Annotated in this window: 23 protein-coding genes and 1 other RNA gene; 7 read left to right on the top strand and 17 right to left on the bottom strand. The window is 49.8% G+C overall.

The window, feature by feature from the left end; translation table 11 throughout:
• Positions 1 to 188: 188 nt before the first annotated feature.
• A complete protein-coding gene (locus tag BZG23_RS01145) occupies positions 189 to 1,805 on the bottom strand; it encodes a BCCT family transporter (RefSeq protein ID WP_198531468.1) in 1,617 nt (538 codons plus the stop codon).
• Between the two features lie 548 nt (positions 1,806 to 2,353).
• Between BZG23_RS01145 and BZG23_RS01140 the strand changes: the two genes are divergently transcribed.
• Together BZG23_RS01140 and yjjG are read left to right on the top strand one after the other, a co-directional pair.
• On the top strand, positions 2,354 to 3,586 hold the full coding sequence (locus tag BZG23_RS01140; protein ID WP_077605901.1) for a NupC/NupG family nucleoside CNT transporter: 1,233 nt from the start codon (positions 2,354 to 2,356) through the stop codon (positions 3,584 to 3,586).
• A 124-nt stretch (positions 3,587 to 3,710) separates the two neighbouring features.
• Positions 3,711 to 4,388: a pyrimidine 5'-nucleotidase gene (yjjG, locus tag BZG23_RS01135; protein WP_046073599.1), complete on the top strand. Its 678-nt coding sequence runs from the start codon at positions 3,711 to 3,713 to the stop codon at positions 4,386 to 4,388.
• A gap of 87 nt (positions 4,389 to 4,475) precedes the next feature.
• Here yjjG and BZG23_RS01130 read toward each other — a convergent pair whose 3' ends face one another.
• A complete protein-coding gene (locus BZG23_RS01130; RefSeq protein ID WP_077605900.1) occupies positions 4,476 to 4,781 on the bottom strand; it encodes a hypothetical protein in 306 nt (101 codons plus the stop codon).
• 415 nt (positions 4,782 to 5,196) lie between these two features.
• Here BZG23_RS01130 and BZG23_RS01125 point away from each other — a divergent pair, with 415 nt between their 5' ends.
• Positions 5,197 to 5,691, top strand: a complete 495-nt coding sequence (locus BZG23_RS01125; RefSeq protein WP_046073601.1) for a fasciclin domain-containing protein — start codon at positions 5,197 to 5,199, stop codon at positions 5,689 to 5,691.
• A gap of 152 nt (positions 5,692 to 5,843) precedes the next feature.
• Here BZG23_RS01125 and choV read toward each other — a convergent pair whose 3' ends face one another.
• The 9 genes from choV to BZG23_RS01080 all read right to left on the bottom strand — a co-directional run bounded on the left by choV (position 5,844) and on the right by BZG23_RS01080 (position 16,366).
• A complete protein-coding gene (choV, locus tag BZG23_RS01120; RefSeq protein WP_046073602.1) occupies positions 5,844 to 7,046 on the bottom strand; it encodes a choline ABC transporter ATP-binding protein in 1,203 nt (400 codons plus the stop codon).
• Between the two features lie 10 nt (positions 7,047 to 7,056).
• Positions 7,057 to 7,899 (bottom strand): choline ABC transporter permease subunit, encoded by an 843-nt coding sequence (choW, locus tag BZG23_RS01115; protein ID WP_046073603.1) that lies wholly within the window; start codon positions 7,897 to 7,899, stop codon positions 7,057 to 7,059.
• A 55-nt stretch (positions 7,900 to 7,954) separates the two neighbouring features.
• Entirely contained in the window at positions 7,955 to 8,908 is a 954-nt protein-coding gene (locus tag BZG23_RS01110) for a choline ABC transporter substrate-binding protein (protein WP_443216268.1), read from the bottom strand.
• Positions 8,909 to 8,933: 25 nt separating this feature from the next.
• Positions 8,934 to 10,658, bottom strand: coding sequence for a choline dehydrogenase (gene betA, locus BZG23_RS01105; protein ID WP_077605899.1), 1,725 nt, complete (start codon positions 10,656 to 10,658; stop codon positions 8,934 to 8,936).
• A 20-nt stretch (positions 10,659 to 10,678) separates the two neighbouring features.
• Positions 10,679 to 12,139, bottom strand: a complete 1,461-nt coding sequence (gene betB, locus BZG23_RS01100; protein WP_077605898.1) for a betaine-aldehyde dehydrogenase — start codon at positions 12,137 to 12,139, stop codon at positions 10,679 to 10,681.
• A 54-nt stretch (positions 12,140 to 12,193) separates the two neighbouring features.
• Complete coding sequence (gene betI / locus BZG23_RS01095) at positions 12,194 to 12,796, bottom strand: transcriptional regulator BetI (RefSeq protein WP_077605897.1); 603 nt, start codon at positions 12,794 to 12,796, stop codon at positions 12,194 to 12,196.
• A gap of 649 nt (positions 12,797 to 13,445) precedes the next feature.
• The gene (cydB, locus tag BZG23_RS01090) at positions 13,446 to 14,444 is read right to left on the bottom strand and encodes a cytochrome d ubiquinol oxidase subunit II (protein WP_077605896.1); all 999 of its coding nucleotides are present in this window, start codon (positions 14,442 to 14,444) and stop codon (positions 13,446 to 13,448) included.
• Positions 14,441 to 15,784, bottom strand: a complete 1,344-nt coding sequence (locus BZG23_RS01085) for a cytochrome ubiquinol oxidase subunit I (protein ID WP_077605895.1) — start codon at positions 15,782 to 15,784, stop codon at positions 14,441 to 14,443. Before BZG23_RS01085 ends, cydB begins: the two co-directional genes overlap by 4 nt.
• 18 nt (positions 15,785 to 15,802) lie before the next feature.
• The gene (locus BZG23_RS01080) at positions 15,803 to 16,366 is read right to left on the bottom strand and encodes a GbsR/MarR family transcriptional regulator (protein ID WP_046073610.1); all 564 of its coding nucleotides are present in this window, start codon (positions 16,364 to 16,366) and stop codon (positions 15,803 to 15,805) included.
• A gap of 420 nt (positions 16,367 to 16,786) precedes the next feature.
• Between BZG23_RS01080 and BZG23_RS16820 the strand changes: the two genes are divergently transcribed.
• From BZG23_RS16820 to BZG23_RS01065, 3 genes are all read left to right on the top strand, one after another.
• The gene (locus BZG23_RS16820) at positions 16,787 to 18,082 is read left to right on the top strand and encodes a methyl-accepting chemotaxis protein (RefSeq protein ID WP_077605894.1); all 1,296 of its coding nucleotides are present in this window, start codon (positions 16,787 to 16,789) and stop codon (positions 18,080 to 18,082) included.
• Between the two features lie 51 nt (positions 18,083 to 18,133).
• Positions 18,134 to 19,513, top strand: coding sequence for an HD-GYP domain-containing protein (locus BZG23_RS01070; protein WP_077605893.1), 1,380 nt, complete (start codon positions 18,134 to 18,136; stop codon positions 19,511 to 19,513).
• 167 nt (positions 19,514 to 19,680) lie between these two features.
• The gene (locus tag BZG23_RS01065; RefSeq protein WP_046073613.1) at positions 19,681 to 20,157 is read left to right on the top strand and encodes a Dps family protein; all 477 of its coding nucleotides are present in this window, start codon (positions 19,681 to 19,683) and stop codon (positions 20,155 to 20,157) included.
• 56 nt (positions 20,158 to 20,213) lie between these two features.
• Here BZG23_RS01065 and BZG23_RS01060 read toward each other — a convergent pair whose 3' ends face one another.
• From BZG23_RS01060 to BZG23_RS01035, 6 genes are all read right to left on the bottom strand, one after another.
• The gene (locus BZG23_RS01060; protein WP_077605892.1) at positions 20,214 to 21,083 is read right to left on the bottom strand and encodes a DUF2861 family protein; all 870 of its coding nucleotides are present in this window, start codon (positions 21,081 to 21,083) and stop codon (positions 20,214 to 20,216) included.
• Positions 21,080 to 21,724, bottom strand: a complete 645-nt coding sequence (locus BZG23_RS01055) for a response regulator transcription factor (protein ID WP_046073618.1) — start codon at positions 21,722 to 21,724, stop codon at positions 21,080 to 21,082. The genes BZG23_RS01060 and BZG23_RS01055 overlap by 4 nt, the downstream gene beginning before the upstream one ends.
• Positions 21,721 to 23,139 (bottom strand): ATP-binding protein, encoded by a 1,419-nt coding sequence (locus BZG23_RS01050; protein WP_077605891.1) that lies wholly within the window; start codon positions 23,137 to 23,139, stop codon positions 21,721 to 21,723. Before BZG23_RS01050 ends, BZG23_RS01055 begins: the two co-directional genes overlap by 4 nt.
• 171 nt (positions 23,140 to 23,310) lie before the next feature.
• An RNA gene (gene ffs / locus BZG23_RS01045) (signal recognition particle sRNA small type) lies at positions 23,311 to 23,407 on the bottom strand.
• 122 nt (positions 23,408 to 23,529) lie between these two features.
• The gene (locus BZG23_RS01040; RefSeq protein WP_077578531.1) at positions 23,530 to 24,261 is read right to left on the bottom strand and encodes a hypothetical protein; all 732 of its coding nucleotides are present in this window, start codon (positions 24,259 to 24,261) and stop codon (positions 23,530 to 23,532) included.
• Positions 24,262 to 24,300: 39 nt separating this feature from the next.
• Complete coding sequence (locus BZG23_RS01035; protein WP_046073620.1) at positions 24,301 to 24,720, bottom strand: YbaY family lipoprotein; 420 nt, start codon at positions 24,718 to 24,720, stop codon at positions 24,301 to 24,303.
• Between the two features lie 99 nt (positions 24,721 to 24,819).
• Here BZG23_RS01035 and tesB point away from each other — a divergent pair, with 99 nt between their 5' ends.
• Complete coding sequence (gene tesB / locus BZG23_RS01030) at positions 24,820 to 25,683, top strand: acyl-CoA thioesterase II (RefSeq protein ID WP_077606009.1); 864 nt, start codon at positions 24,820 to 24,822, stop codon at positions 25,681 to 25,683.
• The last annotated feature ends 58 nt before the right edge of the window (positions 25,684 to 25,741 follow it).

Here is a 25,741-nt window from a genome sequence, read left to right as displayed (position 1 = left end):
CAGCTTATTTACAACGAAGCAGATCCTTTGAACTCATTCTTTAACAGTTATAACGATTGGATAAAGGTGCTCGCTTTTGGCGCAATCAGGGAAGAAAAACACAATAGATAGGAAAAAACGTAACCAATAAAAAAAGCAGCCCACATGGGGCTGCTTATAAAACCTTAACGCGACGTTAAGTGTTTGGCTTACGAAGCACGAGGCTCTGAGGCCAAACCTTTAAACAGTGACACGGTAGCAACCAGCAACACAATCGTGAATGGGAAGCCTGTCGACACCGCCATTGCTTGCAGGGCGACCAAGCCACCGCCAAGGATCAGCGCAACGGCCACCAAGCCCTCGAAAGAGGCCCAGAATACACGCTGTGGCACAGGAACATTCACTTTACCGCCGGCAGAAATGGTGTCGATAACCAATGACCCTGAGTCTGACGAGGTGATAAAGAACACCATGACCAGGATAATGCCGATAAACGAGGTGATCGCTGCTAGTGGCAGATCATCTAACATCGCAAACAGTTTCAGTGACAGCTCTGCGTCCACAACGGCTGTGTAGCCTTCATTGACGAACTGACCAATTGCGGTGCCACCAAAGGCAGTCATCCACAATACACAGGCTGCTGATGGGATGATCAACACACAAGTGATGAATTCACGCACGGTACGGCCACGCGATACGCGCGCAATAAACATACCGACGAATGGGGACCAAGAAATCCACCATGCCCAGTAGAAGGATGTCCAACCTTGAGTAAAGTTGGCATCTTCACGGCCAAATGGCATTGACAGCGCAGGCAAGTTTTGTAGATACGCGCCCAAGTTACCAAAGAAACCGGTTAGGATAGCGATGGTTGGACCCACTGCAATCACAAAGATGAGCAGCAATAGCGCAAGCATCATGTTGATTTCAGATAAGCGCTTGACCCCTTTATCAACACCAGCCACAACCGAAAGAATCGCGGCGCCTGTGATGCCCATTACCAGCAACACTTCTGTGGTATCACCTAGCGGTGTATCAAACAGATAGTGAAGACCCGCTGATGCCTGTGAGGCACCCAAGCCAAGCGATGTTGCAAGACCAAACAAGGTCGCGATGATTGCCAAAATGTCAATCACGTGGCCCGTCCAGCCCCAAACACGTTCACCGAACAGTGGGTAGAACACAGAACGCATGGTCAAAGGCAAGCCTTTGTTGTACGCAAACAGTGCCAGGCCTAACGCCAATACCGCGTAAATCGCCCATGGGTGCAAGCCCCAGTGGAAAATCGTGGCAGACATACCCAAGCGGCGCGCCGCCTCTGTATCACCGGCTGCCGCACCCAAAGGCGCCCAGTCAGTGCGAAGACCATCAGCGCCTACGGATGTCCCGCCTAACGCTGTTTGGAAATGCGTCAATGGCTCTGAAACCCCGTAGAACATCAGACCAATACCCATACCGGCTGCGAAAAGCATCGCAAACCAGCCGCCGTAGCTGTAATCGGGCTTAGCTTCGGTACCACCGAGTCTCACTTTACCCAGTGGAGACGCAATCAGCACTAGACAGGCAATAACAAAAATGTTTCCTGCTGAAAGGAAGAACCAGTCTAGGTTTGAAGTTAGCCATCCACGTAGATCCCCAAAAACAGGACCAATTTGGTTTTGAAAGGCCAGGGTGACAAAAATGAAGGCCAAAATAGCCAGCCCTGAGACCATAAATACTCGGTTGTGAATATCAAAACCAAACGGGCCGAGTTTCAGTGCCACGTTATCCTGACCGACCTGATAATCAGTATCGATCGGGTTAACCTTCCCGTCTGGTGTCATCATATCTTCATGGCTTTTATCGCTCACGAGTTAACTCCTTAGTCCGTTTATTCGGAAGCCTGTGAGTGTTGGTGGTGCGCCCATTATTCATTGCTGTTCAAGCCATCTTTACCAGCAATAAAAGACCAGCTGTCACCACACAATCAACTACATTACCACATCTGAGAAAAAATTTAATTAGGCCCCTAACCAAATGTTTACTTTCTAACCACGCACCCAACACCAACTTCCCTCCATGCCCCGATTTTACTGGCTTTCCCGGTTATTTGAACTCTTTATTTCAGAACAATAAACAATTTGGTTAATAGCGTTTTAGAACGCCTAACACCCTTTTAAAATCATAGTCGTATTTTCCACCATTGCTAAGCAAACATAACGATCGTGAAAGTCATCACGCTTGGGCAACTCGCTTGCTCATATCAAAGACACCATTGATGAAACAAAATGCAAACACAAAACACACAAAGTGACACTTGTCACATAAGAAAAACCACGTACAATACCGCCGCAATCGTTTTCCATCTCAAGTTTAACGTTTGCGGAGCAACATCATGCAGTTTGGCATTGGCCTGTTGGGGATTAGCGTCCTCTTTCTTATCGCGATGGGTTTTTCTGAAAATCGATCCGCGATTAACTGGCGCACCGTTGGCGGTGCATTCCTCATACAAATCGTCTTTGCTGGCTTTATCATCTCGGTTCCCCTTGGCCAGCGTATTTTGGCCAACGCGTCTGACACCGTCTCTGCGATCATCAGCTTTGGTGACATAGGCGCAGAGTTCCTCTTTGGCGATCTCGCTAAATTCAAACTCGGTTTTATATTCGCCTTTAATGTATTGCCCACCATCGTTTTTTTCTCTGCACTGATCGCTGTGCTGTACCACATTGGGGTCATGACATGGGTCATTAGCCTGATTGGTGGACTACTACGACGTGTACTCGGCACGTCGCGTACAGAATCAATGTCTGCCACCGCCAATATTTTTGTTGGCTCTGTTGAAGCGCCGCTGGTTGTTCGGCCTTTTCTTGCTGCCATGACACGCTCAGAGCTGTTTGCTGTCATGGTGGGTGGGCTCGCCTCAGTGGCTGGCGGCACCATGGTAGGCTATGTAGGGCTCGGTGTGGAAATGAAGTACCTTATTGCGGCGGCGTTTATGTCGGCACCGGCAGGACTCATGATGGCCAAGATCATCGTGCCACAAACCGAAACACCGATGACCCCGACGCAACATCAATCAGTGCAAGACACACAGGACAAACCAGTGAACCTGATTGATGCCGGCACGCAAGGCGCCTTAAGTGGCTTACAAATCGCCATGGCAGTGGGTGCCAGTTTATTGGCCGTGATCAGTATGATTGCGCTCATCAATGGTGGGTTAGGTAAGCTTGGTCCTCTTTTGAACCTGCCTCAGCTGAGCCTTGAATGGCTGTTTGGCTACCTGTTCGCGCCGGTGGCTTGGTTAATTGGCATTCCTTGGCATGAAGCCATGACCGCAGGCACCTTGATTGGTAAAAAAATCGCGGTGAACGAGTTTGTTGCTTTTGCCGATTTTATGAACTTAAAAGGCCAATTATCCGCCCACAGTCAAGCTATCGTGACGTTTGCGCTGTGTGGTTTTGCCAACTTGACCTCCATTGCCATGCTGATGGGAGGCCTAGGCGGCATCGTACCCGAACGCCGGGGCGATATTGCGACACTTGGTATGCGAGCCATTCTCGCGGCGACACTCGCCAACCTGATGAGTGCGACCTTGGCAGGTCTCTACCTTTCCTTGTCATTCTCATAGCGTATGCGCTCGCGACCACTCACGCTGTTTATCACCATGGACGGTGAGTAAACAAAAATGGACTCGAAAACCGCACTGGCACTCTGTTACACTTAGTTAACTTCACGTAAAGAGATGTAATAACATGCGATACCCATGGGTTTTATTCGATGCCGACGAGACCTTGTTTCACTTTGATGCGTTCTCCGGCTTACAACGTCTGTTCTCGCATTACGATGTCGATTTTGATCAGCAGGCGTTTGCCGAATACTCCGCACGCAATAAACCACTGTGGGTACAGTATCAAAATGGGGAAATTGATGCCCAGACTCTACAGACCGAACGCTTCACGGACTGGGGAAAGCGCTTAAACGTCGCCCCTTCTTCCTTAAACCAAGGTTTTTTAGATGCCATGGCAGACATCTGTGAACCATTGCCAGGGGCTCGGGAACTCATCAACGCCATTTCCCCGCATGCTCATATTGGTATCATCACCAACGGGTTTACGGCTTTACAAGATATCCGTTTAGAAAAAACAGGATTGAAGGCGGCGATCTCTACGTTGGTCATTTCTGAGCAGGTCGGTGTCGCTAAGCCTGACCCACGTATCTTTGAACATGCGTTTGAAAAAATGGGGCATCCGCCTAAAGAGAAAATCTTGATGGTGGGTGATAACCCACATTCTGACGTTCTCGGTGGCATGCAAGCCGGCATCGATACGTGTTGGCTAAATGTTGATAATACCCCAGTCCCTGAAGATATTGCGCCGACACACCAAGTTGACTCTCTACATCAATTAAAAAATTGGCTACTGCCAACCTAAACAGTGACAAAAAAAAGAGAGCAAACATGCTCTCTTTTTATCGGCACCGCCATTGTTAACGGCGGCTTGAACTCAATCGCGCGTCTTTTAGCTGTGGTCGCCTTTGATGAATGCGGCTTGCTCTACACGCTCACCTTGATCGGTGCTAGCCACAAAGTTTATTGAGCGGCTGTTTTGGTTCTGAGCATGGATAAATACACGACCAGACTCATCCGTTACCTTCGCATCAAGACCCGACTCATTGGCGACTTTAGCGCCTTTTACCGCTTGGCCTTGTTCAGTGACCGTTACCCAAGCGCCCCCTTCTGCAGGGTCTACATCGAGGTTCAGACCACCAGCCATGACAGACGTTGAAGCGAACGTTAGGGCAAAGATTGCAGCAAGTTTTTTCATGGTTTGTTTCCTCTTTCGTAATGGGTTGACAGCTATTAAACGCAAATTGTGCCGGTGATTTGTCACCTCAATGTCTCCATTTCTAAAAATCTGTCTCCAGAGACTCATCAAGGCGCAATCACGGTTCGACATTGTCATTGCGCTATTGCCGTGGAACGAGAATGAGATTACGCCTGACAGACCGTGACGACAATCACAATAATATGAATGACTCGTTCGAAAAATTTCACAAGACGGCGGCGGTTATTAGGCGTAGAAAAGAGGAAGATGGGGAATATTCTCCTTACCAGTGATCGACTTCGCTTCCGTCCTCGTTTTCACCCTTGCAACAAGTTGATACTTCCCAAGTCGTCACCAAGGGTTGTAATAAGGCAACTTATTGGGTGGGGAAACGAACGCAAAAGGGAGAACAATGATGTTAACACGCACGATCACGAAATTAGCCATCACTGCGACATTGCTGGTTGGGATGGGAAACGCCGTCGCTGCCCACCACAAAGGTGAGCATGACATTGTTGATACAGCAATGAAAAATGACGACTTTTCAACATTGGTGGCAGCCGTTAAAGCCGCGGACCTTGTTGATACATTGAAAGGAAAGGGCCCGTTTACCGTCTTTGCCCCCACGAACGCGGCTTTCGATAAGTTACCTGACGGCACGGTGGACACCCTACTCAAGCCAGAAAACAAAGACAAACTCACCGAGATCCTGACCTACCACGTCGTCCCTGGAAAAGTAACGGCAGAGCAAGTGATGGGAATGTCTTCCGCGACCACAGTGCAAGGCAGTGACGTAATGATCAAAACATCGTACGGGGATGTCAAAATCGATAACGCTACCGTCGTCAAGCCCGATATCATGACCTCCAACGGCGTAATCCATGTGATTGATACCGTGATAATGCCCTAGTACTTTGTCCATCTCGCTCAACAAGGTCGCTCGTGAGGCGATATGAGTGAGGCACCAAACCTCGGTACACACATAGATACGTAAAAAAAACAGCCTGCTCTTGGAGCAGGCTGTTTTATTCATCTGTCTATAGACAAATCATACACCGAATGTCACGCCGCTTTATCAGTGCACTTTTGTTGAAACTTACCTAACAGCGCGTGGTAGAAGTCATGGTCAGATAAGGTACCAACCAGTTTCCCTTCTTCGATGAGTAACACTGGCTTAACAGTGTGATAGCGAATTTCAATCGCATCACGCATTTCAATGTCAGGCGAGGCAACCACAATAGTGTCGTCTCCAACTTGTGACAGATCTTGAACGTCTTTTTCCCATTCAACGACTCGTAGGGGCTGTGAGCCTGCAGCGGCTGACAAGCGACCGCCCTGCTCTGCGGTGACCCAAATATCACGCTGCTCACACACTTTCCAACGGTTGTCGACATGAGGTAAGTCGTCAACAGACTTCATCATCGAACGCCCTTTCAACACGTTCAATGGATTAGTATGAGCAACAAAGTCACGCACGTAATCCGTCTCAGGACGCAGCACAATGTCTTCAGGCTTACCATGTTGAATAAGCTGGCCTGATTCCATAATGGCAATGTTATTACCAATTTTCAGGGCTTCGTCCAAATCATGGCTCACAAACAAAATCGTTTTATTGAGCTTTTTCTGCAGCTCTAGCAACTCATCTTGTAGCTGCGCACGGATCAGTGGATCCAGTGCCGAGAAAGGTTCATCCATCAGTAGAATATCACTGTCCATCGCGAACGCACGGGCCAAGCCAACGCGCTGCTGCATACCACCAGACAGCTCATGCGGATATTGATAAGCCCAGTCGTCCAACCCGACCATTTCTAGCTTTTCCAGCGCTTGTCGACGACGCTCTTTCTTGCTGATACCTTTCATTTCTAGGCCAAAGGCGACGTTATCAACCACTGTCATCCAAGGCATAAGCGCAAACTTTTGAAACACCATAGATGCACGGTTAGTACGAAGGTGGCGAAGCGTTTGCGAGTCAACTGTTGCCATGTCGACCATTCTGTTGCCATCACGGACTTCAAGACTACCGCGGCTGATGGGGTTCAATCCATTCACGGCGCGCAGTAGACTCGATTTACCTGAGCCAGATAAACCCATCAAGACGCAGATTTCACCTTCTTTCACATTGAGTGAGACATTGTCCACGCCCACAACTTGACCGGTTTTCTCGATAATCTCTGAGCGGCTTAATCCATCATCAAGCAGATCCAGTGCTGGCTTAACATTGTCGCCAAACACCACGTCTAAATTTTTAATTGCGATTGCGTCCATGGTTTCCCCCTTATTCGTTGCCTTGATTTGGTGCTTTACACAGGCGGTCAAGAATGATGGCTACCAATACAATCGCCAGACCCGCTTCAAAACCCTGAGAAATGTTGACGGTATTCAGTGCACGAACCACTGGTTTACCGAGGCCGTCAGCACCTACCAGCGCCGCGATCACCACCATCGACAGTGACAACATAATGCACTGAGTCACACCCGTCATAATGCTAGGCAGTGCCGCAGGAAGCTCCACTTTAAACAGTAGTTTCATACGGTTAGCACCAAATGCGCGTCCTGCCTCTACCAACTCTTCCGGTACACGGGTAATGCCGAGATACGTCAAACGAATCGGCGCCGCAATAGCAAAAATGATGGTTGAAATCAGACCTGGGACAATGCCCAAACCGAACAGCACCAAGGTTGGGATCAAGTACACAAACGGCGGTACCGTCTGCATCAAGTCCAATAAGGGCCGCATAATGGTGTACACCAAGGGCCGATGCGCGGCCATTATCCCAAGCGGTATGCCAATTAATACGGAAATCGTTGTCGCGGCAAATACCAGAACAAAGGTTTCCAGCATCTCTTGCCAGTAGCCCAGGTTGAGGATCAACAAGAGCGCACTCACAACAAAGATCACGATGGAAATTCGACGCTGCAGGTACCATGCTAAGGCGGCTGTCATAATGATCGGCCCTGCCGCTGGCATCCATTTAAAAATGTCGACTAATAGTGTGATGGTCGTATCTAAGCCAATTGAGATCGCATCAAAAAAGCCGGCGGCGTTCATGGTTAGCCAGTCAACACCATTTTCCATCCATTGACCGAGTGGGATCTTGTTATCTGTAATAATATTCACAATAAAACCTTAGGGGCGGCGTTAACACCGCCCTCTCCTTCTACACTTTTTTTATTTACGCTTCAGTCTTTTTCAGGTACTCAGTGACCGCTTCAACCGCGTTCTCACCATCAACGGTGGTCACGCCGTCCAGCCACTTGTTCAGCACACTTGGGTTATTACGCAACCACTCGCGTGCCGCGGCCTGAGGCTTCTCTCCGTCATTAAGGATTTTGCCCATCATTTCGTTTTCCATCTTGAGGCTGAACTCAAGTTGCTCAAGCATTTGACCGACGTTCGCACACTGCTCGACATAGCCGCTACGTACGTTGGTATGAACCGTGGCACCACCATAGTTAGGACCAAAGTACTCGTCCGCACCAGATAGGTATTTCATATCAAAGTTGCTGTTCATTGGGTGCGGGGCCCAACCGAGGAAGGCAACCCACTTGTCACGACGAACGGCACGAGACACCTGAGACACCATGCCAGCTTCACTGGATTCGATAAGACGGAAGTCACCCAGGTTGAAATCATCGGTATCGATCATTTTCTGGATCTGGCGGTTACCGTCGTTACCTGGCTCAATGCCATAAATGCGTGAGTCGAACTTGTCAGCGTATTTCGCGATATCTGCGACGCTAGTAACACCCGCATCGTAAACATACTTAGGCACGGCGAGGGTATATTTGGCACCTGTCAGGTTGGCGCGAACGCTGTCGATCGAGCCTTCGTCAAGATACTTTTTGATATCGCCTGTTTGCGTAGGCATCCAGTTACCGAGGAATACGTCGATGTCGCCCGACGCAAGTGATGAGAAGGTTACCGGCAAAGACAATAGATCGGTTTGTGTCTCGTAACCCATGCCTTTCAGCACTTCAGTAGTGATGGCAGTCGTTGAGGTCACGTCCGTCCAACCGATATCCGAAAAGCGGACTGTCTCACACTGATTAGCCGCGGCGCTAAAGGCGACCATGGAGCTCAAACCGACTGCGGTCATCAGAGTTTTGCTGGTTTTACGTTTATTCATTGACATTTTAGTTTCCTTGTAATGCTTACTGATTAGTTTCAAGTGCGTGCTCACCGACGGTGGCATCGTCACTCTGCGCGTTTTGATTGCGTTGCTTGTGCTGCCACTCAGCCGCAATCCATACTGGCACCTGCTCGGCAGGCAAGAGTGGCTTTTCAAGAATCATGTCAGCGGCGCGCTCCGCTACCATGATGGTTGGGGCATTCAGGTTGCCGTTAGGGATGGTTGGGAAGACAGACGAGTCCACCACACGCAGCCCTTGAATTCCGCGTACACGGCATTGCTCATCGAGCACAGCCAGTGCGTCATCATCCGCACCCATCTTGCAGGTGCACGAGGGGTGGTAGGCGCTTTCCACGTTATCTTTCACCCAACGGTCAATCGCTTCATCAGACTGAACATCATTGCCCGGCTGAATTTCATCACCGCGGAATGCATCCATCGCGTTTTGCGCCATGATTTCACGGGTCAAACGGATGGTGTCGCGCCAGTCTTGGCGATCTTGCTCGGTGGTAATGTAGTTAAATAAGATTGACGGCTTATCGTGCGGATCGGCTGATTTGATCCGAACGTGGCCGCGGCTCTCTGGTTTATTAGGGCCAACGTGTACCTGGAAGCCGTGGCCATCAAATGCGGCTTTGCCGTCATAGCGCATCGCTGCAGGCAAGAAGTGATACTGAACGTTCGGCCACTTCAACCCCTCGCGAGAGCGAATAAAAGCGCATGACTCAAAGTGGTTGGTAGCACCCAGCCCCTTGCGGGTTAAGATCCACTCAGTGCCAATCATGCCTTTACTGATAAGACCCAACTTGCTGTTAAGCGTAATAGGCTGTTTGCAGTGGAACTGGAAGTAGACTTCGAGGTGATCTTGCAGGTTTTCACCCACACCCGGCAGCTCATGCTTAACGTCTACACCGGCTTTCTCGAGCACATCACGCGAGCCAATCCCTGATAACTGGAGCAGCTGTGGCGATCCCACAGAACCGGCACTCGAGATCACTTCTTTGTCAGCCATCACATGTTCAATATTGCCGCCTTTTTCAAACTCCACGCCCACCGCGCGCTTGCCTTCCAGCAAGATGCGGCGTGTGACCACACCTTTTTTCAAGGTCAGGTTGCTACGCTTCAGTGCGCGGCGCAGGTAAGCGTTGGACGTTGAGGCACGCACGCCCTTGTCGACGGTCATATGCATAGGGCCAAAGCCTTCTTGCTGATAACCGTTGTAATCTTTGGTTTCTGGGTAGCCCGCTTCGACACCCGCATCAATAAAGGCTTGATATAGCGGGTTTAATTTCATGTCGTTGCCGTTACATGTGCCTACCGGGCCGTGGCCACCACGGTAGGTATCAGCACCGCCAGACCAGGTTTCTGCACGCTTAAAGTACGGTAAGCAGCTTGCGTAATCCCAACCGTTGGCGCCGTGCTCTACCCACTCTTCAAAATCACAAGCGTGACCACGGACATAGACCATGCCATTAATCGATGAGCTTCCGCCTAGCACCTTGCCGCGAGGACAATGCAATTGACGGCCATCAAGGCCTGGCTCAGGCAAAGATTCAAACTGCCAAGCGTAGCGTTTGGTGTTCATCGGAATCGATAGTGCTGTGGGCATCTGAATAAAAATGCTCTTATCGGTACCACCAGCTTCAAGCAATAACACTTGGTGTTGGCCTGACTCGGTCAGCCGATCAGCCAATGCACAGCCGGCCGAACCCGCGCCGACGATAATATAATCGTAGCGTTGTGACATATTGGTCGCTCCGTTAGAAATTAGGCGTAAGGGCTGGCGAAGTCGCCAAGCTCGATTAACACACTCTTGGTTTGGGTATAATGCGTGAGGGTTTCGACACCATTTTCACGCCCCACTCCTGAATGCTTATAGCCACCGACAGGCATTTCAGCCGGCGAATCGCCCCAGGTGTTGACCCAGCAAATACCCGCTTCGAGTTGATGAATAATGCGATGTGCACGCGATAGGTTCTGTGTGAACACGCCAGCCGCCAGGCCATAGTGCGTGTTGTTGGCACGTGCCACGACTTCTTCCTCGTCCGAGAAACGCAGCACCGACATCACAGGGCCGAAGATCTCGTCGCGAACATGCGCCATGCTGTCATCACAGTCAGTGAAAATGGTGGGGGCCACAAAGTTACCTTTATCGAGGCCGTTTTCAGTCACACGATACCCCCCCGTGAGCAAGGTCGCGCCGCTTTGTTTTGCGGTCTCGATAGCCGTCATCACTTTTTCAAGGTGATCGGTTGAGATCAGGGCACCAATTTGGGTATTCATATCGGTTGGGTCGCCGATAACGAGTTTTTCAGTGCGATGTTTAAGCTGTTCAATAAAACGGTCATAAATACTGTCATGAACAAACACGCGAGTACCGTGCGTACACACTTCACCTTGGGTGTAGAAGTTTGCCACCATCGCCGCGGATACTGCGTTATCCAGATCGGCATCATCAAACACGATACATGGCGACTTGCCGCCTAGTTCCATAGTGACTGACTTCAGGGTCTTCGCGGCGTCACCCATCACGGTTTTGCCTGTACCCACTTCACCAGTAAAGGAGACTTTGGCAATCTCAGGATGTGCCGTCAGCATTTGCCCCACACGATAATCACCCTGCACCACATTAAATACGCCGGCAGGCATACCCGCTTCTGCGAAGATCTCTGCCAGTTTCAGTGCGGTCAGCGGGGTTTCTTCCGAGGGTTTGAAAACCATGGCATTACCCGCGGCCAAGGCAGGTGCTGACTTCCACATGGCAATTTGAATCGGATAGTTCCAGGCACCAATGCCTGCACACACGCCAAGTGGCTCTCGACGGGTATAAAAGAATTGGTTGTCCGATAGCGGCTGCTGTTCACCCTGCATTGACGGTACCAAGTTAGCGAAATACTCAATCGCATCCGCACCGGTCACCACGTCAACCTCTACCGCTTCTTGCATCGGCTTACCGGTATCGAGCACTTCAAGTTTGGCCAGCTCATCATTGCGCTCACGTAATAACGCAACCGCTTTTAATAAAATACGGCTACGCTCCATAGCAGTCATACGTGACCACACCGCAAAACCTTGCTTGGCCGCATCGACCGCCGCTTGTACATCGTCTGCCGAGGCTTGGCCAATTTGCGCCAACGTCTCACCCGTTGCTGGGTTAACCGTTGCAAACTGCTCACCGCTTGTTGCAGTGGTTAGCTGACCGTTAATAAAAAGCGTTTTCGCATCCATGATTAATCCTGAATTCTTTTCTGTTCGAGTGTGCATGTAAGGCTCTGTTGAAGCTTAGCTCTGAGGACGACCATAAAAGGTCAATTGCTTATCTAAGTAGTCATTGATGATGGTGCGCGCGTTGTTGGCATCAATACCTTTAGGGTTCAATGCACCACGCAACCAAATACCATCAATCAATGCGGCAATCCCCTGAGCCACCATCGCCGCCTGCCCTTCTGGCAATAATGCGCGAAGTTCAATGCGCAAATGTGACAGCAAGCGCTTCTCGTTCACACGTTGTAAACGATGTAACTCATTGTCGTGCATGGCATAAGACCAGAACGCCAGCCAAGTGATAACCACATCAGACTTGGCCTGAAAACCTTCAAAGTTGGCATTAATAATCGCGTTAATACGCGCCTGGTGGTGATGACGCGGGATCTCTCTTAGTGCGTCGATCACAGTGGCTGAAAGCTCGCGTAATACCACACGCATCGTCTCTTCCAGCAAGCCATGTTTGCCACCAAAATAGTGGTTGATAATGCCTGTCGATACGCCGGCTTCCTTACTAATCAGAGAAATACTTGCCGCATGTAGCCCTACCCGACCAATCACCGTCATGGTGGCTTTCACTAGCTGCGGTTTTCGTACTTCCGGCATCCCTACCTTAGGCATTTCGTCTCCCATTCGTTTTTAATTGAACGATTAGTTAAAGATAATCTTACACGCTAATCTTTAGATCTCAAACATTATTTTTAACCAATTTGTCACACCCACCCTCACGAGAAAACAGTTAGATAAAGACAAAACAATGATTTAAGTCAATTTTGACCCTACTGATTCCACACCTAATATTTTGTACTGATAGCACTATTTGTGAGCAATTTGCGCAAAAATCCATCTTCAAAACCAATGAAAGCTCGCTTTAATAAGGGGCATAAAGAAGAGAAATGCCCTCCCTGTCTCGGTCATCGCGCACCTCTTCCCCACCAAAGAAATGAAAATGACTGCAAAAAGGCAGATATTTGTATCAAATGGCGACAACTTATCGACACAAACTGAAAAGAAAATAACAGATACAGTAAACAACACAGCGAAAGAGGCCGAAGCAAACACACCACAAACAAATGAGATGTAATGGTTAATCTCGTAAATGTTTAGGGTGACAAGGTTTATAAGACCGAGGGGGAATGTATCAATAGATGGGAGGGCCTTTGGACACCACAGAGTGAAAGCGTGTCAGTGGCCAATAGAGGAGAGATAATAAAAAAGCGCCCAAGCCTTTCAAAAAAGCCTGGGCGCCTCGATTGCTATCTGAAGTATGTTACTCGTAGTTTAGCTCAGTCGCTTTCCCTGAGAAGACACGGTACACAAACAGGGTATACAAGAAGATCATCGGCAAAACGAACATAGCGCCATAGCCCACAATCAATAAGGTACCCGGCGCGCTGGCCGCCTCTTTCGCCGTCATTACCCCGGGAATGATATCAGGGAAGAAGCTGTACGCGAGACCAAAGAAGCTCAATGCAAATAGGAATATCGCGCCAATGAATGGGAACTGGTACCCCACATCATTTTCGACCGGCACGTGGCGCAGGTAGCGATCTACAAGCAGCATGATGGCAAGACAGACCAATGGGACGGGCGCGAGTAGCAAAATTTCAGGGAAGCCAAACCAGCGCGCTGCGACTGTCTCACTGACCAGAGGGTTAACGATACTGATCGCTAACACTCCGAGGGCCGCTAGCCAGCCCCCGCGACGTGACCATTTCGCAGCCCGTTTTTGTAAATCCCCTTCTGTTTTCATCACCAGCCAGGTACCCCCGATGTAGATATACGCCGCAGTGACACAGAGGCCGCTTAATAGCGCAAACAAATAGGAGCCTGTGCTCTCATCAAAGGCCAACACATAACGACCAATCATGTACCCTTGCGTCATTGATGCGATAAAAGACCCAGCTTTAAAACAACGGTCCCAGAGATCTTTACGCTCTGGCTTCACCTTGGCACGAAAATCAAAAGAGACACCACGCAAGATAAGGCCTGCGAGCATCACAGATGTTGGCAAGTACAACTCAGTCAAAATCATGCTGTGCGCCGCAGGGAAGGCAATCAGCAACAAGCCCACCGCCAACACCAGCCAAGTTTCATTGGCATCCCAAAAAGGGCCAATCGACGCAATCATACGGTCACGCTGCGCTTGGTTACAGCTTGGTAGCAACATGCCAACCCCGAGATCATAGCCATCGAGCACGGCATACATAAAGACCGAGAAGCCAAATAACAACAGATAAATTTCAGGTAAATACGGCGTTATACTCATGCGGATACCTCTGTCTCAGTCTGAGCGTGATTGTCTGATTGGTATTCAGGCAGGCGTTTTTTCGCCAAAAAGAATAAGGTACGGATATACGCCACCATTAGCACCGCGTAGAGCGTCAGGTAAATGGTTAGGCTAATCCCCACGTTCGAGCTGGCGACCGGGGTAACCGCATCGGCGGTTTTAAGCACGCCCTGTACTAGCCAAGGCTGACGACCAATCTCCGTCACATACCAGCCAGAAAGCGTAGCGACCCAGCCTGAGAACGTCATCGCCACAAGGCTGATTAGGTGCCACTTAGGCATCGGTTGGTTACGCCATACGCGATAAGCCGTGAACCAGCTAACCGCCAACATCAGAACACCGACGCCCACCATAACTCGGAAACCAAAGAACAGCGGTTTCACCGGGGGGTGATAGTCAAAGCTTTCCAAGCCCTTGATTTCACCGTCGAGCTGGTGAGTCAAAATCAAGCTCGCTAGATTCGGGATCCCAATTTCAAAGTCGTTAGAACGGGTCTCTTCATTCGGTACCGCAAACAGCAGCAAAGGCGCCCCCTGCTCCGTTTCCCAAACCCCTTCCATTGCTGCAATTTTCTGCGGCTGATGCTCAAGCGTGTTAAGGCCGTGCATATCACCGACAAAAATTTGTAGCGGAATAAGGATAGCGGCTGCCGTGACCCCCACTTTTAGTGGTTTATCTGCCACACCTGATTTAGGCGACTTCAACTTCTGGTAGGCGGAAATACCGGCGATCAAGAAAGAAGCCGTCAGGCCAGACGCCAGTAGCATATGGCTTAGACGATACGGCATAGACGGGTTGAAAATCACCTCAAACCAACTGGTTGGGTGCACCACACCATCAATGATTTCAAACCCAGTTGGCGTATGCATCCAGCTGTTCAGCACCAAAATCCAGAACGCAGAAATGGTGGTACCAATCGCCACCAACAGCGTCGCTAATGTGTGCACCCAGTTCGGGACACGATTTTTACCAAACAGCATAATGCCAAGGAAGGTCGCCTCCATGAAAAAGGCGGTCATCACCTCATAACCCAACAGTGGACCGGCAATATTACCGACCTTTTCCATAAAGCCAGGCCAATTGGTGCCGAACTGGAAACTCATGGTGATCCCAGACACCACCCCTAGCGCAAACGTGAGCGCGAACACTTTTACCCAGAAATAGTAGGTATCCAACCAGATTTGCTCACCGGTACGGTTGTGCCGGAACTTGAAAAACACCAGCATCCACCCAAGTGCTATCGTGATGGTGGGAAACAGGATGTGGAAACTGATGTTGGCCGCAAACTGGATCCGCGACAACATTAATGTATCTAACATGACATTACCCTCAGGAGGTTAACTACCCGATTCTTCGTTGGATTTGCTGTGAAACAGCTTGCCGGACAGCTCAAGAAGCTTGCCGACACTGCTACCCAGCTTCATCAAGTTTTTTAGATGTTCAGGTTTCATTTGCTGCACATCGTCAAACCAGTGGTTAAACAGCTCTAGGAGATCGTGGATTTCGTGCAACTGTTTAACCGAGTGACTCTCTGCGTCGTCTTCACTCCGCATAAAGTGTGAGCGCAGCATAGATAAGGTAGGGTCGACTTCTCGCTTCTTCCTTTCGGCGAGAACTTGCTGCGCCAATTCCCAGATAGTGCCATTCGGCACAAAGTAGTCCTTTCTATCTCCAGGGGTGCGCTGCGAACGGATCAAGTGCCAGCCTTGCAGCTCTTTGGTTGCCATACTGACATTGCCACGAGAAATGTTGAGTGCCGACACAATGTCGTCTGCGCTCAGTGGATGCTCACTCAAAACAATCAGTGCCAGCATTTCGCCCACCGAACGGTTAAAGCCCCAACGACTTCCCATTTCACCAAAGTGCATCACCACATTACGTAGTTCTTGTGACAGCTCCATCTTGATCTCCCTCGCAGTGCCTTTGAGAAATAATACGGAGTTTCTTTGCGGGGGATCAATGAAAATTTGGAAATTTCAGAAATTATTGAAAATAGAAAAGCGAAGTTGTAAGCAAACGTAAGGAGAGGTTATGGATACGTTACAGTCGGCTATGATTAAACATGATCGAAGTCACACAGATTACGTATTCACAGACGCAAAAGAAAGGGGAAACACACAAACAGATACACAATTGAGAGGTTTATAAACATCGAGTCTCTCAACAGAAATGGTTTTTTATACTGGAAACCACGATATATTTGGGGACAATGTCACATGCGAGACATCGCTAGGCGCTATACTCCTCAGCGTGCGCGAACTTATAACGATTCGACATGGCGCACCAATGATTAATACCTGAACAAAAGGAAGTTTGCTGTCATGTTCAAAAAGACGCAGCGAGAGCTGGACACCTGCCGAGCAGAAAAAGCCTCGCTCCAAGCAGAACTCAACGCTATCCAAGCACATATTGCGACCATCACCTTCACACCCGATGGCATTATTACCGATGTTAATGACAAATTGCTAAATATCATCGGCTACACCTACGATGAAGTGATCGGACAGCATCATCGCACGGTCTGTTTCGAGGAAACCAGCCAAGCATCAAGCTATCGGCAGTTTTGGCAATCGCTCGCACAAGGAAAGTCACAAAAAGGGGTGTTTCGTCGCCGCCATCAGACCGGCGCGGAGATTTGGCTGGAAGCGACCTATGTCCCCATTAAAGATGCCAGCGGTAAGGTAGTCAGTATTCGCAAGCTAGCCGCGGATGTCACCAAGCCGCACCAGGATGCGCGTCGACAAGAAGCCATATTGGCGGCGATTAATCGCTCATTGGCTGTGATTGAATTTGAACCGGATGGCACGATTATTCGTGCCAACGATAACTTCCTCACCGCGGTAGGCTACCAAGATCACGAGATCAAAGGCCAGCATCACCGCCTCTTCTGTGATCAGGACTTTTATGATGAAAACCCTGACTTTTGGGAGAATTTAGCTCGAGGACAATTCACCTCCGGGCAATACCTGCGCCGAGACAAACATGGCAATGAGGTGTGGTTGGAAGCCACCTATAATCCCGTTTTTGATGTGGAGGGAAACGTGCGTCAGGTGATCAAGTTCGCTACCGCCATCACCGATACGGTGAAACGAAACCAAGCGGTCAATCAAGCGGCTGAACTCGCTCAAGCTTCGTCAGAACAAACCCTTAGCGATAGTGAAAAAGGCAGTGCACTGCTGCAAGAGGCCGTGACCTTATCACAAAGCGTGACCGACCAAGCGGGCGAAGCCGCGAATCAAGTCAATCAATTGAGTGAGCACGCACAAAGTATCGAAAACATCGTGACCACCATTAAGCAGATCGCGGAACAAACCAACCTCCTAGCATTGAACGCAGCGATTGAGGCCGCACGCGCCGGCGAACAAGGACGTGGTTTTGCCGTCGTCGCAGATGAAGTGCGCGGTTTATCACAACGTACCAGCCAATCTACCACCGAAATTGCCGATGTCGTCGATGAAAACCTACAACTGATCAAAGGGGTAAGCGCTGCGATGGCAAAAGTCACTGAACAATCTACGCTCGGACAGGAAAAGGTAACCGCCGCCGATACTGTGATGACCGATATTCATGCTGGTGCAGAAGAGGTCTCTGCTACCGTTCGTCGCCTGACACACTAACTGTCGGTCATTGCCATCCGGTCGCGATGAGCATCAAGGATAAGGAATAACATGCACACCCAAGCCAGCAGCGCCACACAGTTGAAATTATCGGAGCTCATTTTGGCGTTAAGTACCGCGTTGGATATGACGGAGGGGCAGCCTCCTGAGCACTGTATGCGCTGCACGTGGTTAGGAATGAAACTCGCTGACGCCTTAGCGCTCGATGATCAACAACGTCATGATCTTTTCTATACGTTGCTGCTAAAAGATGCGGGCTGCAGCAGCAATGCGGCACGGATCTGTGAGCTTTACCTCACCAACGACTTGGCCTTTAAACAAAGCTACAAAGTTGTCGATGGTAGCTTGTCCAGCGTACTCAACTTTGTACTTAAAAATACCGGCGTCAAACGCGGCTTCATGCAAAAGCTCTCGACGACACTTGATATCATCCGCAACGGTGACATGTATGCGCAAGAGCTGATTGAAACACGATGTACCCGCGGAGCCGATGTCGCACGCGATTTGCGTTTTAATGAAACCGTTGCTGAAGCCATCTATGCGCTGGATGAACACTATGATGGAGGAGGGCGTCCTGACCAGTTAAAAGCCGAACAGATCCCTTTGTTTTCGCGCATCGCATTGATGACACAGGTCATTGATGTGTTCCGAACCGAGTCCGGTGTCGACGCCGCACTCAGCGAGCTAAAAAACCGCCGCGGTACTTGGTTTGATCCGACGCTCGTCGACACCTTTTTACAGATAGCGCGCGATCCGCAGTTTTGGCAGCAGCTGGACAGCCCCGCATTAAAAGAAGACGTACTGTCGATGACGCCGGCAGACACATGTATCTGGGTCGATGATGACTATCTGGATGACATTGCGGCGGCTTTCGGACGCATTGTTGATGCCAAAAGCCCTTTCACCTCCGGACACAGCGAGCGCGTGGCCGTTTACGCCAGCTTAATTGCTGATGAACTTGGCATCAGTGAACAGGATAAAAAATGGCTAAAGCGTGGCGCGTTACTGCACGATATTGGCAAGCTCGGCGTGAGCAATGATGTGCTCGATAAACCGGGAAAACTGGATGACGACGAATGGGAGCACGTTAAACGCCATGCAGCACTGAGCAAAACCATCTTATCGAAAATCCACCAATTCGATCACCTCGCCAAGTTCGCCAGCGCTCATCACGAAAAGCTCGATGGTACTGGGTACCCTGAAGGTATCAAAAGCGATGACATTTCTTTGCTCACTCGCATTATCACCACCGCGGATATTTTCGATGCGATCACTGCAGAGCGCCCCTATCGTGGCCCTATTCCGATGAAAAAAGCCCTCTCGATCATGAAAGAGGAGACAGGGACTGCCATTGACACGCAATGTTTACAGGCGCTAATTGCTGGCCTCGAGCGACTGCCTGACCACTTTATTGTTCATGACGATACCTAGATCACATCATAGATATCACCTATCGCGTATATAGGTTAACTCCATTTTCTTTTTTTATATCGGGTAGTTACTCTATTTACATCGTTTGGAACGAACCGTTTCCAGTGCTTGGCACTCGCGATAAGCGAAGGGTCGAACACATTGATTTGCCACTAAGGAGGCATTAAATGAGTAAGCAAGCAGCATTGATTGGACTAGACAGCAGCAAAGCCGCCGATCTAGGCGCGCGTTTGGATACGCTATTGGCGAACTACCAAGTGCTATACACCAATGTGCGTGGTTTTCACTGGAACATCAAAGGCAACGACTTTTTCGAGTTGCATACCAAATTTGAAGAGATTTATACCGATCTTCAAACCAAGATTGATGAAGTGGCTGAGCGCATTCTCACCATCGGTGGCACCGCCGAGCATCGCTTCAGCGAGTACCTGAAGGTCAGTGAAATTAAAGAGCACGCACCCGAAGCGAATGGTCAAGCTGGCGTACGTGCGCTGGTCGAAGGCTTTAGCGTTCTGATTGGCCTACAACGCGATATCATGAACCTTGCTGGCGATGCCGGCGATGAAGGGACATCTGCTCTGATGAGCGATTACATCCGCGAACAAGAAAAACTGATGTGGATGCTTAACGCTTACCTAAACTGATCATGAATCAGTAAGATTCAGCGAAAAGCCCGCGAAAACGCGGGCTTTTTTGTGGCTCATTCTTTATTCACTGTTCGAGGCAGCGGCAACGCCAATCGCTCAACATAGTTGACTTTTATTGCGCCTTGATACTCAAAGTGACTGACAGTGACGCTTAAATGCTCCGCATTAACAAGCGATGAAGAGGGCAATTTTATCTTGGTTGGCGCGTGGGAGTTGTCTGCGCGGCCGGACAAATAAATCGGCGTTTGTTCGACCCAGCGATAGGCGTCATCAAGCCACAACCAGTGTGCAGCGGCTGGCGAACAACTCAAAGGCGTATCGGGCAAATCGATTGCGAGCTGTTGATCAGGATGACCTATCAGTTTTACCCAAGGGCGGCGTGGCAGCCCATACACCACCAAACTATAATGCTGACCACCCATTTTTAACTCATAAATACCAGGAATAATTTGGGTAAATAGTTGCCCTGATTCAATTTCTTGATACCCACTTTTCGCGTTCAAGATCTCATTGAGCACCGTTTGCCCGGTAGGGTCGGTGAGGGTTAGCAAGGTATCACGCTCGACCTGCTCGGCAGAAAGTTTGATTTCATAGCCAAGACTTGAGGCGCCTGCCCGTCGTACAAAGGCAATGGTCAACCCTTGAGGGATACCTTTACCGTTGGGCTCAGTTAACTGTTGGCCACAATCCGTTTGATTGATGATCGCGTACTTGATCCTCGCCCAATGCTCAGTCGGTATCTGCTGCTGAGATAGCGCAAAAATAAGCTCTTGCCACGCCACCTTGGGCCTATCTGCGAGGAGTGCCTGATAGGTTTCCTGCATCGGTGTTTTTGGAAACCAAACTTGCTCAGCGCGGACGCTGAAGCTGAAGCTGCATACCATGCATGCTATCACGAGTATGTGGTAGCCAAACCAGTTCATAGCACCACCAACCGATACCCGACACCGCGATGCGTCTCTATCGCTAAACCGGGCAACTTTTGTCTTAGCCGCAACACATGATTGTCAACCGTGCGCGTGGTAGGAAACGCCTGATACCCCCATATTTTATTGAGCAATTCTTCGCGATGAAAAACCCGCCCTTGGTTTTGTAACAGCAATAGCAATAAATCAAACTCTTTAGGCTTGAGCGTCACATCCTGATCTTGCCAATACACATGACGGGATCCAGGTTCAACCTTGATCTGCCCGTATACGAGTTGGCTTTCTCCTAAGGGCCGTAATTGGGCATAGATACGCGCCAAGAGCTCCTGATGTGAAAAGGGTTTAACCACATAATCTTTGGCGCCGGCCATTAAGCCCTCAACCCGTTGCTCGACCTCAACTTTGGCTGTCAATACGATCACTGGCACTGCTTTTAAAGACAGCCAATGAGGCAGATGCGCTAAACTATCGCCATCGGCGAGCTGGCGGTCCAAAATCACCAAATCGGCATGAAACCAATGCTTATCCACCTTATTACTCTCGGCCAGCCAGGTGCATTCAAACCCTTGCTGTTCCAAAAACTGGCGTAAGCCTTCCCCTAATAAGGTGTCATCTTCAATCAACAATAGATGGCTCATTGCGGCAACTCCAGAATACAGCAGGTTGGGTGGCGCTTGATCACTAGCTTCCCCCCCATTTGACGCATTAAACGCGCCACTAAAAACAATCCAATCCCCATGTTTCTTTCTGACGGTGACGACTTATATCGCCGCCACAGCCTTTGCCACCAGGATGGAAAAATTCCGTTATCATACACACAAACTCGTACGCGCTTATCCACGCATACACGAATCCAAATTTGATCACCGCCATGATGATGGGCATTTTGAATCAGGTTTTTCAAGCAGATGGATAACCAGTAGAAAGGCAACGTCAGTGTTTTATCTTGCTCAAGGGTGTAGTCAACCTCTAGGCAATCGCAAATATTATCCAGCCACTCCGATAAGGACGCAGTTTGTAACTTAAATTGCTCACGTTTATCGGTACTTAAATAGCCCTTACTGGTCTCTGTCAGCTGACTTAAGCGTTGATGATCCGCCAGTAATCGCCAAAGCACATCTTGCGTGCTAGGCTCAAGCAAATCGAACTGGCTGCGCAACATTTCTACCGTCATACCTAGGCTTGCAATCGGTGTTCTTAGCTCATGCGTCAGCAACTGGAGAATAAATTGGCGCTCACGGCGCTGCTGGTATCGATCGTATAGGCTACGCGCTAAACCAACTATCAGCGCACAAAAAACCGCTACCAACACCGCAATCATCACGCCACGATACGCCGGGTGGAGTTGATTACAAATATTTCCATAGCGGTAATCACACCCCGTCGTATTCGTCGATAAACTCAAACGATATTGCTCAGCAATTGGCGCCCATTGTTCATGAGATAGCGCCTTCCATCCTTCTTCGCCGTTAAGCCACAGGCGCCCGCCATCTAAATACGCACGGTAACCACTGAGTAACGCATCTCGGCCAGCCTGACTGAGGACATTCAGCGCAGCATGTAGAGGGTGCTCTTCGTTGGCTAAGGTAAAACGTTGTACCAGTTCAGGTGACGGCGTGGCGATACCACGCGCTGACACATAACGTTCAGCATAACTTCCACCGGCAGGATGGAGTAGCGGGTTTTGCTCAAACCACTCAATGGGTAAAGGCTCATCACGACACAAAGCCAATTCAAAACGCTGGGCGGCTAACAAAAGGGGGGACACGATACTGGGGGTCGGCTGGCACGTTTGCACCACTTGGTGTAGTGCGTTTAAGTCCTGCCAGTTAACATTCTCGAAATCAGGGTACTGCGACTGACTGACCAACAAAGCCTGCGGATAGGCATTTAATGCCGGCTGAGCAACCATCAAGGTGCCCGTTTGCCAGGCCTTATCATAAAATCCTTTCAGTTGCGTGTGCAGCTCACTGGCCACCGTTTGACTGCTGAGTAAAGCCAACAATAACGCTGCTAATGCTCGAAACACCACTTTGCCACCCTTATGGACCATCACACTTACGCTACCAGCGCTAATGATTAAATCATAGCTAAGCGGTAAGGGGCTGTGTCACCCGAGTGTCAACATTGTGAGGAGGCCAAGACGCTATGTGGCCATACAAACAACGAGAGGTATCGGTGGTTAATGAATGAGGCGATTTTCATGGCGCAGAAAGGGCGGAGACTTCCCCAGCTACATCCCGGCACACACGTCCCAAGCGCGGGCTGCTTCCTTCCGGACCTGACCCAGTACACAAGATAGTGTTGCGGGAGAACCAAGGAGGCCTCCATCGATATGTCGTTAAGCTTGCTTAACTGCGGGGCATTATGTGGCAAGGCTGGATGCAATGCAAGGAGGATTCATGACCTCATTCGTTAACTGTTTATCTTCTAGGCAATTTTCCTACTGATCGTCCGGCTCTTCCAATAGCAAATACTCACCAACCCAAATCGCCGCAAGCATGGTGGCCCACGCGACCAATAGCGACAGCGTGAGTTGTCCAGGAGTAATCCACGTAATCACCAAAAACGGAATACTCGGGATAAGATGCAAGGCAAGGTGACGTGAGCGAGCAAATTGTGGTGTGAATCCCACCCACTGTAACAACCAAATAATCATCACCGTTGTCGCACTCCATAACGCAGCAGGCCAGCCACTCACCGCCACTAATACAGGCAGTAACAGCCAGGCCCCGCGATGGGGAGGCTGGTAACCTGGCCAATATCTGATCGCAAGCCATAACCCCACGAGTGCTAGCGTTTGCAGCGCGAGAGTACTCGGTGAGCCACCCAATTTAGCTTCAGATTGCAAAGCCATCATCCCCGCGAACATGGCAACCATCACCGCACCGAGTAATAGCTTGACGTGTGGATGTCGGTCGGGATTGAACCAGAGAGACAAAGCCGGCAAAAGCAATAGCGTGCTCGCGGCTAACAGCGCAGGGAGATGTGGCAAGGTAAAGGCAAAAATCGCCATCGCTAGCGCTAAGCACCAACTCGCGAATTTATCTGGATAGAAAAAGAATAAAGCAGACGCGCCAATCGCTAGACTATTCAGGGAAAACGTGGCGCTAATCCCCGCGACAGCGATAACCGTCAGCACCAACACGGGCCAGAGAAACAGTGAGATTCGCATGCACACTCCTTGTGCGGATATCTCTCACCAGTGTAGCGATCAATGCCCCGCACGCACCAGTGTTAGCGTTGGATCATAGGTATGATTCGTATCCGTGATCACTTTATTGACCGTATTGGTAATAAACAGAGGCCGATCACTCACATCGATCTGGGCGGTGATCACATAATCGTGCGTCGTCGTAATTTGGCTCGGATCATAGTTGAGGGAAAAATGCAGAGGCGCTTGTTGCCCCTCCGTCACGAAAGACTGTCGACTGATCACTTTGCCTGGCGCATCGATGTTTTTAATCTCTACCAAGCGCACTGTCACACTGGCATTTTCGGGCAACGCAAGGCGTTCTCGATACACCAAGCTACCAGAAACATTTGCTAAATCATTAGGTTGGCTATTTCCAGAACAAGCAGTAAACACCAAAGCAGTGAATAAGGCGAACAATAGAAACGTTAGTTTCTTCATTAAAGAATCCTCACTGAAGCACGTTCAAATGCGGCAAAAACGCTAAGGTTATGATAGCTTGAACAATAACAATGGAAGCATAGCATGAATCAAGGACTTATGAGCCAACCACTGAAAGAACTCTTACAGCTGCTAGAGCTTGAGCGACTAGACACTGGCCTGTACCGCGGTCAAAGTGAGAACCTTGGACTCCCCCAAGTGTATGGTGGGCAAGTGATTGGACAGGCCTTATCGGCCTCCAAAACCTCGGTTGACCCTGATCGCTTTTTGCATTCATTCCATAGCTATTTTCTGCGCCCAGGCGATCCTGAGCAGCCGATCATCTATGATGTTGAGATACTCAGAGACGGAAAAAGTTTCAGCACACGGCGAATAAAAGCCGTGCAGTACGGCAAACCGATTTTTTATCTCACCGCCTCTTATCAAGAAGAGGAAGAAAGCTTTGAGCATCAAAACACCATGCCGACAGACGTGCCAGCGCCCGAGACCTTGCGCTCTGAGCAATCGCTTGTCAATGACATCGCTCACAAGCTTCCCCCTAATGTGGTCAAAGCCTTTGGGGGTGACAAGCCGATTGAAGTGCGGCCTGCCACAGTGATCAACCCACTTAAACCCCATTCCGCGCCGGCTAAGCAATATCTGTGGATCCGCGCCAATGGTGAAGTCGGCGACGATTTTCATGTCCACCAGTATTTACTCGGCTATGCCGCCGATTGGGGCTTTTTGGTCACGGCGTTGCAGCCTCACGCAGTGACGCTGCTTACGCCGGGCATGAAAGTGGCCACCATTGATCACTCCATGTGGTTCCACCGTCCGTTTAGAATGGATGAGTGGCTGTTGTTTGCGATTGAAAGCCCCTCCGCCAGTGGTGCGCGTGGCTTTGTACGCGGTGAACTTTTCAATCAGCAAGGCGATCTTATCGCCTCAGCCACCCAAGAAGGCTTGATGCGTAAGCTCTCCTAACCATCAGCGTCTCAAGCGTGAGCGAGTCTGAGCAATACAAAAAAGGGGCGTTACGCCC

The organism is Salinivibrio sp. ML290 (assembly GCF_001995695.1).
In the GTDB taxonomy this organism is placed as follows: Bacteria; Pseudomonadota; Gammaproteobacteria; order Enterobacterales; family Vibrionaceae; genus Salinivibrio; species Salinivibrio siamensis.
This window is presented reverse-complemented; position numbering and strand designations above follow the sequence as displayed.